This window comes from Burkholderia contaminans (assembly GCF_029633825.1).
Lineage (GTDB): Bacteria > Pseudomonadota > Gammaproteobacteria > Burkholderiales > Burkholderiaceae > Burkholderia > Burkholderia contaminans.
In genome coordinates, this window is the sequence record NZ_CP090640.1 from 1,681,209 (window position 1) to 1,696,944 (window position 15,736).

14 protein-coding genes are annotated in these 15,736 nt (G+C 68.3%); all 14 read left to right on the top strand.

From position 1 onward, the window contains the following. The first annotated feature begins 26 nt into the window (after positions 1-26). The 14 genes from LXE91_RS07870 to LXE91_RS07935 all read left to right on the top strand — a co-directional run bounded on the left by LXE91_RS07870 (position 27) and on the right by LXE91_RS07935 (position 15,721). Positions 27-2,114: a ribonuclease catalytic domain-containing protein gene (locus tag LXE91_RS07870; protein ID WP_039353028.1), complete on the top strand. Its 2,088-nt coding sequence runs from the start codon at positions 27-29 to the stop codon at positions 2,112-2,114. Further along, positions 2,111-2,980, top strand: a complete 870-nt coding sequence (gene aroE / locus LXE91_RS07875; RefSeq protein WP_039353025.1) for a shikimate dehydrogenase — start codon at positions 2,111-2,113, stop codon at positions 2,978-2,980. The genes LXE91_RS07870 and aroE overlap by 4 nt, the downstream gene beginning before the upstream one ends. A gap of 14 nt (positions 2,981-2,994) precedes the next feature. Continuing rightward, the gene (mtgA, locus tag LXE91_RS07880) at positions 2,995-3,732 is read left to right on the top strand and encodes a monofunctional biosynthetic peptidoglycan transglycosylase (RefSeq protein ID WP_039353022.1); all 738 of its coding nucleotides are present in this window, start codon (positions 2,995-2,997) and stop codon (positions 3,730-3,732) included. A 435-nt stretch (positions 3,733-4,167) separates the two neighbouring features. After that, positions 4,168-5,778, top strand: coding sequence for a S10 family peptidase (locus LXE91_RS07885; protein WP_039353019.1), 1,611 nt, complete (start codon positions 4,168-4,170; stop codon positions 5,776-5,778). Positions 5,779-5,858: 80 nt separating this feature from the next. Beyond that, positions 5,859-6,260 (top strand): EF-hand domain-containing protein, encoded by a 402-nt coding sequence (locus LXE91_RS07890; protein ID WP_039353016.1) that lies wholly within the window; start codon positions 5,859-5,861, stop codon positions 6,258-6,260. A gap of 349 nt (positions 6,261-6,609) precedes the next feature. Beyond that, positions 6,610-7,509, top strand: coding sequence for an IclR family transcriptional regulator (locus LXE91_RS07895; protein WP_011350890.1), 900 nt, complete (start codon positions 6,610-6,612; stop codon positions 7,507-7,509). Continuing rightward, complete coding sequence (locus LXE91_RS07900; RefSeq protein WP_039353013.1) at positions 7,506-8,531, top strand: 2-dehydro-3-deoxygalactonokinase; 1,026 nt, start codon at positions 7,506-7,508, stop codon at positions 8,529-8,531. The genes LXE91_RS07895 and LXE91_RS07900 overlap by 4 nt, the downstream gene beginning before the upstream one ends. Positions 8,532-8,553: 22 nt before the next feature. Then, positions 8,554-9,231, top strand: a complete 678-nt coding sequence (locus tag LXE91_RS07905; RefSeq protein WP_039353183.1) for a 2-dehydro-3-deoxy-6-phosphogalactonate aldolase — start codon at positions 8,554-8,556, stop codon at positions 9,229-9,231. Beyond that, on the top strand, positions 9,231-10,010 hold the full coding sequence (locus tag LXE91_RS07910) for an SDR family oxidoreductase (RefSeq protein ID WP_039353010.1): 780 nt from the start codon (positions 9,231-9,233) through the stop codon (positions 10,008-10,010). Before LXE91_RS07905 ends, LXE91_RS07910 begins: the two co-directional genes overlap by 1 nt. Before the next feature lie 102 nt (positions 10,011-10,112). Further along, complete coding sequence (locus LXE91_RS07915) at positions 10,113-11,108, top strand: arabinose ABC transporter substrate-binding protein (RefSeq protein ID WP_039353007.1); 996 nt, start codon at positions 10,113-10,115, stop codon at positions 11,106-11,108. A 67-nt stretch (positions 11,109-11,175) separates the two neighbouring features. After that, the gene (gene araG / locus LXE91_RS07920; protein ID WP_039353005.1) at positions 11,176-12,687 is read left to right on the top strand and encodes an L-arabinose ABC transporter ATP-binding protein AraG; all 1,512 of its coding nucleotides are present in this window, start codon (positions 11,176-11,178) and stop codon (positions 12,685-12,687) included. A gap of 70 nt (positions 12,688-12,757) precedes the next feature. Continuing rightward, positions 12,758-13,774 carry an L-arabinose ABC transporter permease AraH gene (araH, locus tag LXE91_RS07925; RefSeq protein ID WP_039353002.1) on the top strand — a complete coding sequence of 339 codons (1,017 nt, stop codon included), beginning with the start codon at positions 12,758-12,760 and terminating at the stop codon, positions 13,772-13,774. A 29-nt stretch (positions 13,775-13,803) separates the two neighbouring features. Then, positions 13,804-14,610 carry an SDR family NAD(P)-dependent oxidoreductase gene (locus LXE91_RS07930; protein ID WP_039352999.1) on the top strand — a complete coding sequence of 269 codons (807 nt, stop codon included), beginning with the start codon at positions 13,804-13,806 and terminating at the stop codon, positions 14,608-14,610. 49 nt (positions 14,611-14,659) lie between these two features. Continuing rightward, on the top strand, positions 14,660-15,721 hold the full coding sequence (locus tag LXE91_RS07935; protein ID WP_039352996.1) for an aldose 1-epimerase: 1,062 nt from the start codon (positions 14,660-14,662) through the stop codon (positions 15,719-15,721). The last annotated feature ends 15 nt before the right edge of the window (positions 15,722-15,736 follow it).

The window sequence follows — 15,736 nt, forward strand, 5'->3', positions numbered from 1 at the left end:
CCCGGCAGTCTGAACGAGAGTACTGAGTGAACGTTTTCTTCGAGGAATCGGGCAGTTTCAAGGCGGGCAGCGTGCTGTCGCGCCAGGGCGACGCGTTTCAGGTCGAGTTGCCCGGCGGGCGGCGGGCGAAGGTGCGCGCGAAAGACGTGCTGATCGAATTCGACAAGCCGGCCGCAAGCGAACTGATGCAGGAGGCCGACACGGCCGCGCAGCAGATCGATCTGGATTTCCTGTGGGAATGCGCGCCGGCCGACGAGTTCGCGTATACGGCGCTGGCCGCGGAATACTTCGGCGCGACGTACGGCCCGGTCGAGCGCGCGGCGCTGGTGTTGCGACTGCACGGCTCGCCCGTCTACTTTCGCCGCAAGGGGCGCGGCCAGTACCAGCGCGCGCCGGAAGAGCAGCTCAAGATGGCGCTCGCGTCGCTCGAGCGCAAGCGCCAGCAGGCGCTCGTCCAGGTGCAGTATGAAGAGGAACTGAAGGCCGGCAAGCTGCCGGACGCGTTCGCGGGCAAGGTGCTCGGGCTGCTGACGCGGCCGGACAAGAACGCGATCGAATACAAGGCAATGGAAGCGGCGGCTGCCGCGCGCGGCGTGTCGCCGGCGCGGCTGATGCTCGACTGCGGCGGCATCGCGTCGCCGCGCGCGCTGCACGAGGCGCGCTTCCTCGCGGAATTCTTCCCGCACGGTACGGGCTTCCCGGCCGTCACGGTCGGCGCGCTGCCGGACGACCTGCCGCGCGCGGACGTCCAGGCGTTCTCGATCGACGACATCACGACGACCGAAATCGACGATGCGTTCTCGGTCGAGCACCTGGCCGACGGCCGCGTGCGGATCGGCGTGCACATCGCGGCACCGGCGCTCGGCATCGTGCGCGGCGACCCGGTCGACGCGATCGCGCGCACGCGCCTGTCGACCGTCTACATGCCGGGCGACAAGATCACGATGCTGCCGGACGACGTCGTCGACGTGTTCACGCTGAAAGAGGGCGATTACCGCCCGGCGCTGTCGCTGTACATCATCGTCAACCGCGAAACGCAGGAGATCGTCGCGAACGAGACGCGCGCCGAGCTCGTGTTCGTGAAGAGCAACCTGCGACACAACCACCTCGACGAACTCGTCAACGAAGAGACGCTCGCGGCCGGCACCGGCGACTATCCGCACAAGGACGACATCGCCGTGCTGTGGCCGCTCGCGCAGGCGCTGTTCGAGAAGCGCCAGGTCGCGCGCGCGGGCTATGGCCTGAAGCGCGAGGTGCAGCGCAACACCGACTACAACTTCTACGTCGACGGCGAGCACGTGTCGATCACGCCGCGCCGTCGCGGGTCGCCGCTCGACCTGATCGTGTCGGAGCTCGCGATCCTCGCGAACTCGACCTGGGGCGCGTTCCTGCACGACCACACGGTACCGGGCATCTACCGCTCGCAGCGCGGCTTCGGCGCGCCGGGCCCGAAGCGCACGCGGATGCAGACGACGGCCGCGCCGCATGAAGGCCTCGGCGTGGCGCAGTACGCGTGGAGCACGTCGCCGCTGCGCCGCTACGTCGACCTCGTGAACCAGTGGCAATTGCTCGCGTGCGTGCAGCATGGCGTTACCGCGAAGCTCGCCGCGCCGTTCAAGCCGAAGGACGCCGATCTGTACGCAGTCGTGCAGGGCTTCGACGACACCTACACGGCCTACGCCGACTACCAGCGCCGGATGGAATATTTCTGGTGCCTGCGCTGGCTCGCGCAGGAACAGAAGAAGCAGGTCGTCGCGAGCGTCGTGAAGGGCGACCTCGTGCGCCTCGAGGAAATTCCGCTGCTGCTGCACGTGCCGGGGCTCGGCGTGCATGCGCGCGGCACGCGCGTGCTGCTCGACGTGATGTCGCTCGACGAGTTGACGATCGAGGCGTCGGTGCGGTTGCTGAACGTGCTCGACGCGCCGACCGTGACGAGCAGCGACGCGGCCGAGGAAGAGGATGACGCCGAAGGCGGCGAAGACACGCTGATCGACGCCGAAGACGCGACGGCCGAAACCGAAGCCGAAGCACTGGCGGAAGCGGATGGCGCAGCAGCTGGCGAAGGCGGCGAAGCCGCGAACGGCGACGCCGGCGAAGAGGGGCGCGCATCATGACCGCGGTTGCGTCGTCGACGAGCGGCGCCGACCGCTATGTGGTGTTCGGCAATCCGGTGGCGCACAGCAAGTCGCCGTTCATTCACGCGCAATTCGCCGCACAAACGGGCGAACCGGTCGAATACACGCACCGGCTCGCGCCGGTCGACGGTTTCGAGGCGGCCGTGCGGGCATTCGTCGCCGAAGGCGGTCGCGGTGCGAATGTGACGGTGCCGTTCAAGCTCGACGCGCATGCGCTCGCCGATACGTTGTCGCCGCGCGCCGCGGCGGCGGGTGCCGTGAATACGCTGCGCATCGACGCCGACGGCCGCATCCACGGCGACAACACCGACGGTGTCGGCCTCGTGCGCGACATCGAAGCGAATCTCGGCGTGTCGCTGGCAGGCGCACGCATCCTGCTGCTCGGCGCGGGTGGCGCGGCACGCGGTGTCGTGCTGCCGCTGCTCGACCGCGCGCCGCTGTCGATCACGATCGTGAATCGCACCGCGAGCAAGGCCGAAGCGCTCGTCGGCCAGTTCATGCAGGCCGCGCACGACGCGGGCTGCACGCTCGCGGGCGGCGGCCCCGATGTCGTGCGCGCGGAACCGTACGACGTGGTGATCAATGCGACGGCCGGCAGCCTCGATGCCGCGCTGCCGGAGTGCGACGCGGCGGCATTCGGCGCGGGCACGCTTGCGTACGACATGATGTACGGCGCGCAGCCGACGGTGTTCATGCAGCATGCGGCGGCGCTCGGCGCGCGCACGGCCGACGGCCTCGGGATGCTCGTCGAGCAGGCGGCCGAATCGTTCTTCATCTGGCGCGGCGTGCGGCCGGACGGCGCACCGGTGCTGGCCGCGCTGCGCCAGGCGCTTGCGGCAAGCTGAACGGAGCGCGGCACGTGGTGGCGGTGAGCGGCACGCAGCCCACGCGGACGGTGAGCCCGACTCGCTGGATCGTCTATGCGGGATCGGTGTTCGCGGGCGCGTGGCTCGCGACGCAGCTGTTCTATCTCGCGCAGATCGCGCTGTGGTCGTTCGTGAACCCGGGCTCGACCGCGTTCATGCGCACCGACGCGTGGTGGCTGTCTCGCGACAAGCCGCCCGCGCAGATCCAGCATCAATGGGTGCCGTACGACCAGATCTCGCGCAACCTGAAGCGCGCACTGATCGCGTCGGAAGATTCGACGTTCGCGACCAACAACGGCTACGACGTCGACGCGATCCTGCAGGCGTGGGAGAAGAACAAGGCGCGCGGCCGGATCGTCTCCGGCGGCTCGACGATCACGCAGCAGCTCGCGCGCAACCTGTTCCTGTCGCGCGAGAAGAGCTACATCCGCAAGGGGCAGGAGCTCATCATCACGTGGATGCTCGAAACCGTGCTCGACAAGGAGCGGATCTTCGAGATCTACCTGAATTCCGTCGAGTGGGGGCGCGGCGTGTACGGCGCCGAAGCGGCCGCCCGCTATTACTACAGGATTCCCGCGAGCCGGCTCGGCGCGTGGCAATCGGCGCGCCTCGCGGTGATGCTGCCGAAGCCGCGCTGGTTCGACGCGCACCGCGGCTCGGCCTACCAGGCGCAGCGTGCGGCAGTCATTGCCCGCCGGATGGGCGCGGCCGAGCTGCCGCAATCACAATGAACGGCGCGCTCGCGCCGTCGCATTGACGGTTTCATCGCCCGTGCGCCACGCGCGGATCGTTTGTGCGCTGCAGCGCATGTGTGTCATACGCATTTCGTGCCACATCCTTTAGACGAATCCATCTATTTCGTTTTGCTGAGCAATACCGGGCGCCGTGCGATTTTGTTTGCCGATATGGCACGAAATTCCGGGATTTTTAGTCTTCCCGCGTAAACACGAAAGTCGATGAAAGGTGTGTGAAATGCAACGTTTCGCAAACCGAAGCATTCCTGAAAGGTGTGCGCCGCACCGGCCGCCAGCCAAATATTTCAAAATTTTTCAAAGCTGACGGGCTCGCGTATATTGGCCAGCGCCTCGGCTTATCGGCCGCTATCGAGGCGGGGGTGGCTTATCCGGCTGCTCGACACAACAACATCCGAGAGAAGGAAAGCAACGATGCCAGCAAGCAAAGCGAAGCTGTTGTTGGGAGTGGTGTTTTCTTCGCTGATTCTGACGGCCTGCAACGACGACGTGACTTCGTCTACTGCTGCCAGCGCCGACAATTCAGCCGATCCCGCCAGTCAGGTGGACAAGGCGTACAACGATCCGAACAGTTATTCGTCGAGCGCAAACGCGTCGCTCGACGCCTCCGCCGCGGTTGAAAAGGCCGCCGTCACGCATCACCAGATCACCCTCAACGGCAAGACGATCCGCTACACGGCCACGGCCGGCCATCTCGTCGCGCGCAATCCGCAGACCGGCGCGCCCGAAGCATCGTTCTTCTATGTCGCCTATACGGCCGACAACCAGCCCGCGGCAAAGCGGCCCGTCACGTTCCTGTACAACGGCGGCCCCGGCTCGGCATCGGTGTGGCTGCACCTCGGCTCGTTCGGCCCGCGCCGGATCCAGACGGGCGACCCGAACGCAAACACGTCGACGTTCCCGTTCGTCGACAACCAGGAAAGCCTGCTCGACACGACCGACCTCGTGTTCGTCGATGCAATCGGCACCGGCTTCTCGGAGGCGATCGCGCCGAACACGAACCAGACGTTCTGGGGCGTCGACCAGGACGGCGGCGCGTTCCGCGATTTCGTGACGCGCTACATCGCCGTGAACCAGCGCAACGACTCGCCGAAATACCTGTTCGGGGAATCGTACGGCACGCCGCGCACCGACGTGCTCGCGAACCTGCTCGAGACGGCCGGCGTGAAGCTCGACGGCATCGTGCTGCAGTCGTCGATCCTGAACTACAACGTGAACTGCGACATGGCGAGCGACTACATCGGCAACTCGAACAACGGGTCGAGCCCGGTGAGTTGCGCGGGTTTCGTGCCGTCGTATGGCACGGTCGGCGCGTACTACCAGCTCGACAACCCGAACCCGTCGAGCCTGCCGCAGTACGCGGACCAGATGCGCCTGCTGACGGCCGGCAGCTACGCGCCGGCCGTGAACGCGTATCTGGCGAGCCATACGCCGCCGCCGCCGACCCTCGTCACGACGATGGTGAATTCGACCGGCGTGAAGCAGTCGCTGTGGAATGCGGACTTCAACGTGATCCCGACCTTCTTCGACAACAGCTTCCAGCTGTCGCTGATCCCGGGCACGCTGATCGGCCGCTACGACGCGCGCGTGAACGTGCCGGTATCGAGCCCGCTGGCGGCCGACGGCGATCCGTCGAGCTCGTTCATCACGAAGCCGTTCACCGACACGATCGGCAAGTACCTGCCGAACGAGCTGAAGTACACCGCGCAGTCGGCCTACTCGGTGAGCAGCAATGCGATCAACACGTGGGACTGGACCCACGACGGCCTCGCGATGCCGGACACGATCCCCGATCTCGCCGCGGCGCTGTCGCTGAATCCGCAACTGAAGGTGTTGTCGCTGAACGGGTATCACGACATCGCGACGCCGTTCTACCAGACCGAGCTCGACCTCGCGCGGCTCGGGACGCAACCGAACCTGACGATCAAGGACTATCAGGGCGGACACATGGTCTATCTCGACGATACGTCGCGTCCGCAGGAGAAAGCCGACCTCGTGACCTTCTACAACGCGGCCGCGCACTGATGCTGCGCCAGGCAGGCGATGCGCGCCCGCGGTGGCGCCGCGCCTGCCGTCGACGACCTCATTCCAGACTGGAGCCTGATATGAAGAACCGTTTCATCGTCGTTGCAGCGGCGCTCGCCTGTGCCGGCGCAGCAGCATCCGTATCCGCGTTCGCGCAGGCGAGCGACGCCGCCGCACCGGTGCGTGCGCGCCAGGCGCAGCTCGGCGATCCGTATGTACCGCCGGCCGCGCGCAAGCCGACCGCCGGCACGCAGACGACGGGCGCCGCGCTGCATGCGCAGGTGGTGCGCAAGCTCGCGCGACAGTTCAGCGCGGCCGACGCGCAGAACACGGGTTCGATCACGGAGTCGCAGGCACGCGCGGCCGGCCTCGGCTATGTCGCGAACCACTTCCGGCAGATCGACTCGGGCGGCAACGGCCGCGTGTCGTTCGCGGACGTCCAGCGCTACATGCAGGCACGCAGCACGAGCAGCCAGCAGTAAGCACGGCGCGCGGTGAACAAACGGGGGCGGAACCTGCTGCACGGCGGGTTTCGCCCCCGTGCACATGAAGCCGCCGTTACGTCGAATACCTGGCGGATTCACGCCGAATTCTCATTATCTGGGCAACGCATTCAAATATTGGAGGCGAGTGCGTGCGCTCCTACAATCCGAAGCACATCGACAGCTTCGGACCCACGCATCGCGCGGCGCCCGACGCACACGGAGACACCTTCCATGAAGTTCGCCGGGCGCTTTACTCGGTGCATCGACCGCCGCCTCGTCGCGACGCCGCGCGCAGTTCCGGCATCGTGCGAACGGCTTCACCGATTCCGTTGAAGAAGCCCGCCCCATGACCAAGATGCCCGATACCCTTGCCCTCGACGCCCGGCGTGCGACGCCGGACGATGCGTCGCTGACCGACAGCATCGGCGCGACCAGCACGCCGCTCGATCTCGCCGCACAGCAGGCCGGTACGCAGACGTTGCTGCGCGGTCTCGCGATCCTCGAGGCGATCGCGAACGGCGCGCGCGACATGCGTGCGATCGGCGCCGCGCTCGGCACGACGCGCAGCACGACGCATCGCCTCGTCAGCAGCCTCGTGCAGGCGCGCTACCTGCGCCAGGTGCAGGGCGGCTACCTGCTCGGCCCGAAGCTGATCGAGCTCGGCACGATCGCGCTCGAGCAGATGCCGCTCACCGCGGTGGCGCGCCCGCACCTCGAAGCGCTCGCGGAAGCGACGCTCGACACGATCCATCTCGGCGTGCGCGACGGCGACGACGTGCTGTACATCGACAAGATTCCCGGCACGCGCGGCCTCGAGATGCGCTCGCGCGTCGGCCACCGGATGCCGCTCGCGTCGACCGGCATCGGCAAGGCGATGATGCTCGACACCGATCCCGACACGTGGCGCTCGCTGTTCGAGGCCGCGCGGCGGGCGCTCGCCGGCGTCAATTTCAAGCCGGACAACCGGCCCGAGACGAGCGCGTTCCTGCAGCGCATGGCGCATTACGCGGCCGGCGGCTACACGTTCGATCTCGAGGAAAACGAGGCGTCGATCCGCTGCGTGGCCGCGCCGATCCGCGACGCATCGGGCGCGATCGTCGCGGCCGTGTCGGTCGCGAGCACGATTCCGTACATGCCGCACGACCGGATGGACGAACTGATTCCGCTCGTGCAGCGCGAAGCGCGAGCCATTTCCGCGGAACTGGGCTGGAGCCCGCCGCAGGGTACCCGCAGGATCAAACGATGACGACTTCGACCCGGCCCGTTCCGGATGCCAGTACCGCCACTCCGTCGCTGATCGCGCTCGACTGGGGCACGACGTCGCTGCGCGCTTATCTGTACGACGCGCACGGCGCGCTCATCGACACGCGCAGCCGTGCGGCGGGCGTCATGCATGTGCCGGGCGGCGGCGCGCGCGCGTTCGACGCCGTGTTCGAGGAAGCGTGCGGCGACTGGCTCGACCGCACGCCGGGCCTGCCGGTGCTCGCCGCCGGGATGGTCGGCAGCGCTCAGGGCTGGCGCGAGGCGCCGTACGTCGCGGTGCCGGCCGGCGCCGATGCGCTCGTCAAGGGCCTCATTACGGTGACGACGTCGCGCGGCACGACGATCTCGATCGTGCCGGGCGTCATCGCCACGGGCGAATTGCCCGACGTGATGCGCGGCGAAGAAACGCAGATATTCGGTGCACTCGCGAGCGATCCCACGCTTGGCGCCGATCGTTCAGGGGTACTGATCGGCTTGCCTGGCACCCATGCGAAATGGGCATGGGTGAGGGACGGCCTGATCGAGCGTTTCCAGACCTTCATGACGGGCGAGCTGTTCGCGGTGCTGCGCGACCACACGATCCTCGGCCGCACGATGCGCGCCGGTGCATCGCCCGATCGTGCGGCGTTCGTGCGCGGCGTCTCGGTCGCGCGCGGCGCGCAGCACACGGGGCTGCTCGCGACGATCTTCAGCACGCGCACGCTCGGGCTGACCGACCGGCTCGCGCCCGACGCGCAGGGCGATTACCTGTCCGGGCTGCTGATCGGCCATGAACTCAACGCGCTCGACGCGATGCTCGCGGAGCGCGGCATCGCGCTCGCGGACCAGCCGCTGCTGCTGATCGGCGACGACAGCTTGTGCGCGCGCTACGCCGATGCGCTCCAGGAATTCGGCCACCCGCCCGCCCGCGTCGTCGCACACGCGACCGATCGCGGCCTGTGGCGAATCGCGTCTCGCGCCGGGCTCGTGCGTGCGGATGGGGAGCCCGTCTGTGCCGACCAATGAACTGTTTGCCGAGGAATTTTCGATGCCCTCCGACCTGACCCTGCCCGCACCGTATGCGCCCCACGCCGCGCTGATGCGTGCGTTCGACGCGTGCCCGCTGATCGCGATCATGCGCGGGATCACGCCTGCCGAAGCGGCCGACCACGGCCATGCGCTCTATGAAGCCGGCTTCCGGATCGTCGAGGTGCCGCTCAATTCGCCCGATCCGTTCGACAGCATCGCCGCGCTGCGGCGTGCGCTGCCCGACGACGCGATCGTCGGCGCGGGCACCGTGCTGCGCGCCGAGTATGTCGACCGCGTGCAGGATGCGGGCGGCGCGCTGATCGTGATGCCGCACAGCGACGCAGCCGTGATCCGCCGCGCTCGCGAGCGCGGCCTCGCGAGCGCGCCGGGCGTGGCGACGCCGACCGAAGCCTTTGCGGCGCTCGCGAACGGCGCCGACGTGCTGAAGATGTTTCCGGCCGAGCAGCTCGGCGTGCCTGTCGTGAAGGCGTGGCGCGCGGTGATCGACCGCGCGGTGCCGCTGATTCCGGTCGGCGGTATCTCGCCCGACAACATGGCGCCGTTCCTCGATGCCGGCGCGAACGGTTTCGGGCTCGGCTCGGCGCTGTATCGCCCCGGCCAGTCGGCCGACGCGACCGCGGCGAACGCGCATGCGTTCCAGGCCGGCTTGCGCGCGGCGCGCGGCGGAGCCGCATGATGGGCCGCCTCGCGGACAAGGTCGCGATGGTGACGGGCGCGGGCCGGGGCATCGGCGCCGCGATCGCCCGCGCGTTCGTTCGCGAGGGGGCGGCCGTCGCGCTCGTCGATCTCGACTTTCCGCAGGCGCAGCGCACGGCCGCCGGGATTGCACAGGAGATTGCCGGCGCGCGCGTGCTGCCGCTGCACGCGGATGTCGCGCGGCAGGAGTCGGTGCGTGCTGCACTGGCGCAGACCGAGGCGGCGTTCGGCCCGCTCGACGTGCTCGTGAACAACGCGGGCATCAACGTGTTCGCCGATCCGCTGACGATGACCGACGACGACTGGCGGCGCTGCTTCGCGGTCGACCTCGACGGCGTGTGGCACGGTTGCCGCGCGGCGCTGGAGGGGATGGTCGAACGCGGCCGCGGCAGCATCGTGAACATTGCGTCGACGCACGCGTTCAGGATCATTCCGGGCTGCTTTCCGTACCCGGTCGCGAAGCACGGCGTGCTGGGCCTCACCCGCGCGCTCGGCATCGAATACGCGGCGCGCAACGTGCGCGTGAACGCGATCGCGCCGGGCTACATCGAGACGCAGCTCACGCGCGACTGGTGGGACGCACAACCCGACCCTGCTGCCGCGCGCGCCGAAACGCTCGCGCTGCAGCCGATGAAGCGGATCGGCCGGCCGGAGGAGGTCGCGATGACGGCCGTGTTCCTCGCGTCCGACGAGGCGCCGTTCATCAATGCCGCGTGCATCACCGTCGATGGCGGGCGCGCGGCGCTGTATCACGACTGACGCAACGATTCGAAAGACCGCACGTGCGACGGCCGCGCGCACGCAGCGTCGAAACCAACAAGCGGCTACATCCTGTTCGATGAAAACAAGGAGACACTGGAGATGAAACGCAGAACGTTCGTAACGCTGGCGGCCGCGGCCGCGGTGGTGATGGGCAGTCCGGTCGCGCACGCGGCCGACCCGGTCAAGATCGGCTTCCTCGTGAAGCAGCCGGAAGAGCCGTGGTTCCAGGACGAGTGGAAATTCGCCGAGATCGCCGCGAAGCAGAAGGGCTTCACGCTCGTGAAGATCGGCGCGCCGTCCGGCGAGAAGGTGATGAGCGCGATCGACAACCTGTCGGCGCAGAAGGCGCAGGGCTTCATCATCTGCACGCCCGACGTGAAGCTCGGGCCGGGCATCGTCGCGAAGGCGAAGTCGCACAACCTGAAGATGATGACGGTGGACGACCGCCTCGTCGACGGCGCGGGCAAGCCGATCGAGGCGGTCCCGCACATGGGGATTTCCGCTTACAACATCGGCAAGCAGGTCGGCGACGGCATCGCGGCCGAGATCAAGAAACGCGGCTGGGACATGAAGGACGTCGGCGCGATCGACATCACCTACGAGCAGTTGCCGACCGCGCATGACCGCACCAGCGGCGCGACCGACGCGCTGGTGGCCGCCGGCTTCCCGAAGGCGAACGTGATCGCGGCGCCGCAGGCGAAGACCGACACGGAGAATGCCTTCAACGCGGCGAACATCGCGCTCACGAAGAATCCGCAGTTCAAGCACTGGGTGGCGTACGGCCTGAACGACGAGGCCGTGCTCGGCGCGGTGCGCGCGGCCGAAGGGCGCGGCTTCAAGGCGGACAACATGATCGGCATCGGCATCGGCGGTTCCGATTCGGCGCTGAACGAGTTCAAGAAGCCGCAGCCGACGGGCTTCTACGGCACCGTGATCATCAGCCCGAAGCGCCACGGCGAGGAAACCTCGGACCTGATGTACACGTGGATCACGCAGGGCAAGGCGCCGCCGGCGCTGACGCTGACGACCGGCATGCTCGCGACGCGCGACAACGTGTCGAAGGTGCGCGACGAGATGGGGCTCGCGTCGAAGTAAGCGGCCCGCCGGCTGCCGCCGCGAGGCGGCGGCCGGCGGTCGATCGACCAGGAAGTAGGGAGACGACGTGTCAGCGGCACTGCGTTTTGACAATATCGGCAAGGTCTTTCCCGGCGTGCGCGCACTCGACGGCATTTCGTTCGACGTGCATGCGGGCGAGGTGCATGGCCTGATGGGCGAGAACGGCGCGGGCAAGTCGACGCTGCTGAAGATTCTCGGCGGCGAATACCAGCCCGATGCGGGCAGCGTGCTGGTCGACGGCCAGCCCGTGCAGTTCGCGAGTGCGGCCGCGTCGATCGCGGCCGGCATCGCGGTGATTCACCAGGAGCTGCAGTACGTGCCCGACCTGACGGTCGCGGAAAACCTGCTGCTCGGCCGCCTGCCGAATGCGTTCGGCTGGGTCAGGAAGCGCGAGGCGAAGCGCTTCGTGCGCGAGCGGCTCGCCGCGATGGGCGTCGACCTCGATCCGGACGCGAAGCTCGGGCGGCTGTCGATCGCGCAGCGGCAGATGGTCGAGATCTGCAAGGCGCTGATGCGCAATGCGCGCGTGATCGCGCTCGACGAGCCGACCAGCTCGCTGTCGCATCGCGAGACCGAAGTGCTGTTCAAGCTCGTCGACGACCTGCGTGCGCAGGGCCGCGCGCTGATCTACATCTCGCACCGGATGGACGAGATCTACCGGTTGTGCGACGCCTGCACGATCTTCCGCGACGGGCGCAAGATCGCATCGCACGAATCGCTCGCCGACGTGCCGCGCGAACGGCTCGTCGCCGAGATGGTCGGGCGCGAGATTTCGGATATCTACCATTACGCGCCGCGTGCGCTCGGCGACGTGCGCTTCGCGGCCGACGGCATCGACGGCCCGGCACTGCGCGAACCCGCGAGCTTCTCGGTGCGCGCGGGCGAGATCGTCGGCTTCTTCGGGCTCGTGGGCGCCGGGCGCAGCGAGCTGATGCGGCTCGTGTACGGCGCGGATCGCCGGCGCGCGGGCGCGCTGACGCTCGACGGCGCGCGCATCGACGTGAAGCGCACCGGCGACGCGATCCGGCACGGCATCGTGCTGTGCCCCGAGGATCGTAAAGAAGAAGGGATCATCGCGATCGCGTCGGTCGCGGAGAACATCAACATCAGCTGCCGCCGCCATTCGCTGCGCGCGGGGCTCTTCATCAACCGCAGGGCCGAGAGCGAAACGGCCGACCGTTTCATCCAGCGGCTCAAGATCAAGACGCCGAACCGGCGGCAGAAGATCCGCTTCCTGTCGGGCGGCAACCAGCAGAAGGCGATCCTGTCGCGCTGGCTCGCGGAGCCCGACCTGAAGGTCGTGATCCTCGACGAGCCGACGCGCGGGATCGACGTCGGCGCGAAACACGAGATCTACGACGTGATCTACCGGCTCGCGGAACGCGGCTGCGCGATCGTGATGGTGTCGTCGGAGCTGCCGGAAGTGCTCGGCGTGTCCGACCGCATCGTCGTGATGCGCGAGGGCCGGATCGCGGGCGAGCTGCCGCGCGACCAGGCGAACGAACACGCGGTGCTGAGCCTGGCGCTGCCGCAGACGAGCGCCGTCGAGGCGGCCTGACGCAGGACACGACAATCGAATCGGACATGCGCGGCGCAGGCCGTGCGATGCAGGAGCAGGAGACTCAATCATGCAAGTCAACGAAAACCTTGGCAGCGCCGCCGTGAAGCCGTCGGCCGACGCGCTGGTGCCACAGCAGAGCGACCGCCAGAAGTGGTGGCAGCATCTGACCGAATACAGCCTGATCGCGATCTTCGCGGTGATGTTCATCACGATGTCGTTGACCGTCGATCACTTCTTCTCGATCGACAACATGCTCGGCCTCGCGCTGTCGATCTCGCAGATCGGCATGGTCGCGTGCACGATGATGTTCTGTCTCGCATCGCGCGACTTCGACCTGTCGATCGGCTCGACCGTCGCGTTCTCGGGCGTGCTGTGCGCGATGGTGCTGAACGCGACCGACAACACGTTCGTCGCGATCGTCGCGGCGGTCGCGGCCGGCGCCGCGATCGGCTTCGTGAACGGCGCGGTGATCGCGTACCTGCGCATCAACGCGCTGATCACGACGCTCGCGACGATGGAGATCGTGCGCGGGCTGGGCTTCATCGTGTCGAAGGGGCAGGCGGTCGGCGTGTCGTCGGATACCTTCATCGCGCTCGGCGGGCTCACGCTCTTCGGCGTGTCGCTGCCGATCTGGGTCACGCTGCTGTGCTTCATCGCGTTCGGCGTGCTGCTGAACCAGACGGTATACGGCCGCAACACGCTCGCGATCGGCGGCAACCCGGAAGCCTCGCGGCTCGCGGGCATCAACGTCGAACGCACGCGCGTGTACATCTTCCTGATCCAGGGCGCGGTGACTGCGCTCGCGGGCGTGATCCTCGCATCGCGCATCACGTCGGGCCAGCCGAACGCCGCGCAGGGCTTCGAGCTGAACGTGATCTCGGCGTGCGTGCTCGGCGGCGTGTCGCTGATGGGCGGCCGTGCAACGATCTCGGGCGTCGTGATCGGCGTGCTGATCATGGGCACCGTCGAGAACGTGATGAACCTGCTGAACATCGACGCGTTCTACCAGTACCTCGTGCGCGGCGCGATCCTGCTCGCGGCCGTGCTGCTCGACCAGTTGAAGAACCGCGGCGTCCGCGACTGACCCGATCCGCTCTTACGGAGACGAACCGCATGACCATCGACACTTCCGCGCCCGACCCGCACACCGCGAGCCACGCGCGCTATGCCCGCTACCCGAGCCTCGAGGATCGCGCGGTGCTGATCACGGGCGGCGCGACCGGCATCGGCGCGGCGTTCGTCGAACACTTCGCCGAGCACGGCGCGCGCGTCGCGTTCGTGGACCTCGACGCGGCGGCCGGTGCCGCGCTCGCGGAAAGCCTCGCGCACGTGCGCCATGCACCGCTGTTCCTCCAGTGCGACCTGACCGACATCGACGCGCTGCGCCATGCGATCGACGCGATCCGCGCGCGCATCGGCGCGATCGCGGTGCTCGTGAACAACGCGGCGAACGACACGCGCCACGCGATCGGCGACGTGACGCCCGCATCGTTCGACGCGGGCATCGCGGTGAACCTGCGTCACCAGTTCTTCGCCGCGCAGGCGGTGATCGACGACATGAAGCAGCGGGGCGGCGGCGCGATCATCAACCTCGGCTCGATCAGCTGGATGCTGAAGAACGGCGGCTATCCCGTCTACGTGATGGCGAAGGCCGCCGTGCAGGGGCTCACGCGCGGGCTCGCGCGCGACCTCGGCCCGTTCGGCATCCGCGTGAATTCGCTGGTGCCCGGCTGGGTGATGACCGACAAGCAGCGCCGGCTGTGGCTCGACGACGCGGGCCGCGCGGCGATCAAGGCCGGCCAGTGCCTCGATGCCGAACTGCTGCCCGCCGACCTCGCGCGGATGGCGCTGTTTCTCGCGGCCGACGACAGCCGGATGATCACCGCGCAGGACGTGATCGTCGACGGCGGCTGGGCCTGACCGTTCGCACGTTCCGCATCGTTTCTTCGACGAAGGAAAGGAGTTCACCATGACCGCCACGTCCTCGCGCGCATCGTCGTCCACCAGCCAGTCGCGCCGCGCGCGCCTGGCCGCCGCCGCGCAGCCGGTCAGCCCCGGCCCGCAGACGGCGGCTTTCGCGCAGGGCGTCGGCGCCGCGCATGCGGCGGCCGTCACGCTGTCGAACGCGTTGCTGCGGCTCGACGTGCTGCCGCATCTCGGTGGCGGCATCGCGCGCTTCGACTGGCGCGGCGACAACGGCGCGCTGGTGCCGGTGTTCCGCCGCTGCGAGCACCCGGAGACGGCAACGGACCCGAACGAACTCGCGTGCTATCCGCTGCTGCCGTACTCCAACCGGATCGGCGACGGGCGGTTCGAATGCGACGGGCGCCGCGTCGCGGTGCCGCGCAACCGCCGCGACGAGCCGCTGCCGATCCACGGCGACGGCTGGCTCGCGCGGTGGCAGGTGGACGATGCGACCGGCACGTCGCTGCAACTGTCGCTCGATCGCACCGCCGGCGCGCCGTATGCGTTCCGTGCGATTCAGTCGTTCGAGCTCGACGACGCGACGCTGTCGATCGCGCTGACGATCGAGAACGCGGGGCGCGCGCGGCTGCCGTTCGGGCTCGGCGTGCATCCGTTCCTCGTGCGCGATGCCGCGACCGAGCTGGCCGCGGCCGCCGGCGGGCTGTGGCTGTCGGGCGCGGATTTCCTGCCGGTGCGGCACGTCAGCGTGCCGCCGGCCTGGCAGTTCGGCGTCGCGTATCCGCTGCCGGCCGCGCTCGTCAATCATGCGTTCACCGGCTGGGGCGGCCACGCGACGGTGAGCTGGCCGCGCCGCGGGCTGTCGCTGACGATAGCGGCGGACGCCGACGCGTACGTGCTCTATACGCCGCCCGGCGAGGATTTCTTCTGCTTCGAGCCGGTCGATCATCCGATCAATGCGGTGAACCTGCCGGGCGGCGCGGCCGCGCACGGGATGACGCTGCTCGCGCCCGGCGAGCGGCTCACGCGGCGTTTCGCGTTCACCGTCGAGCGCGCCGATGCGCGCGGCAATGCCGCGACACGCGAGGCGGGCCGGCGACGCGGGTAAAATACGCGGTCTACC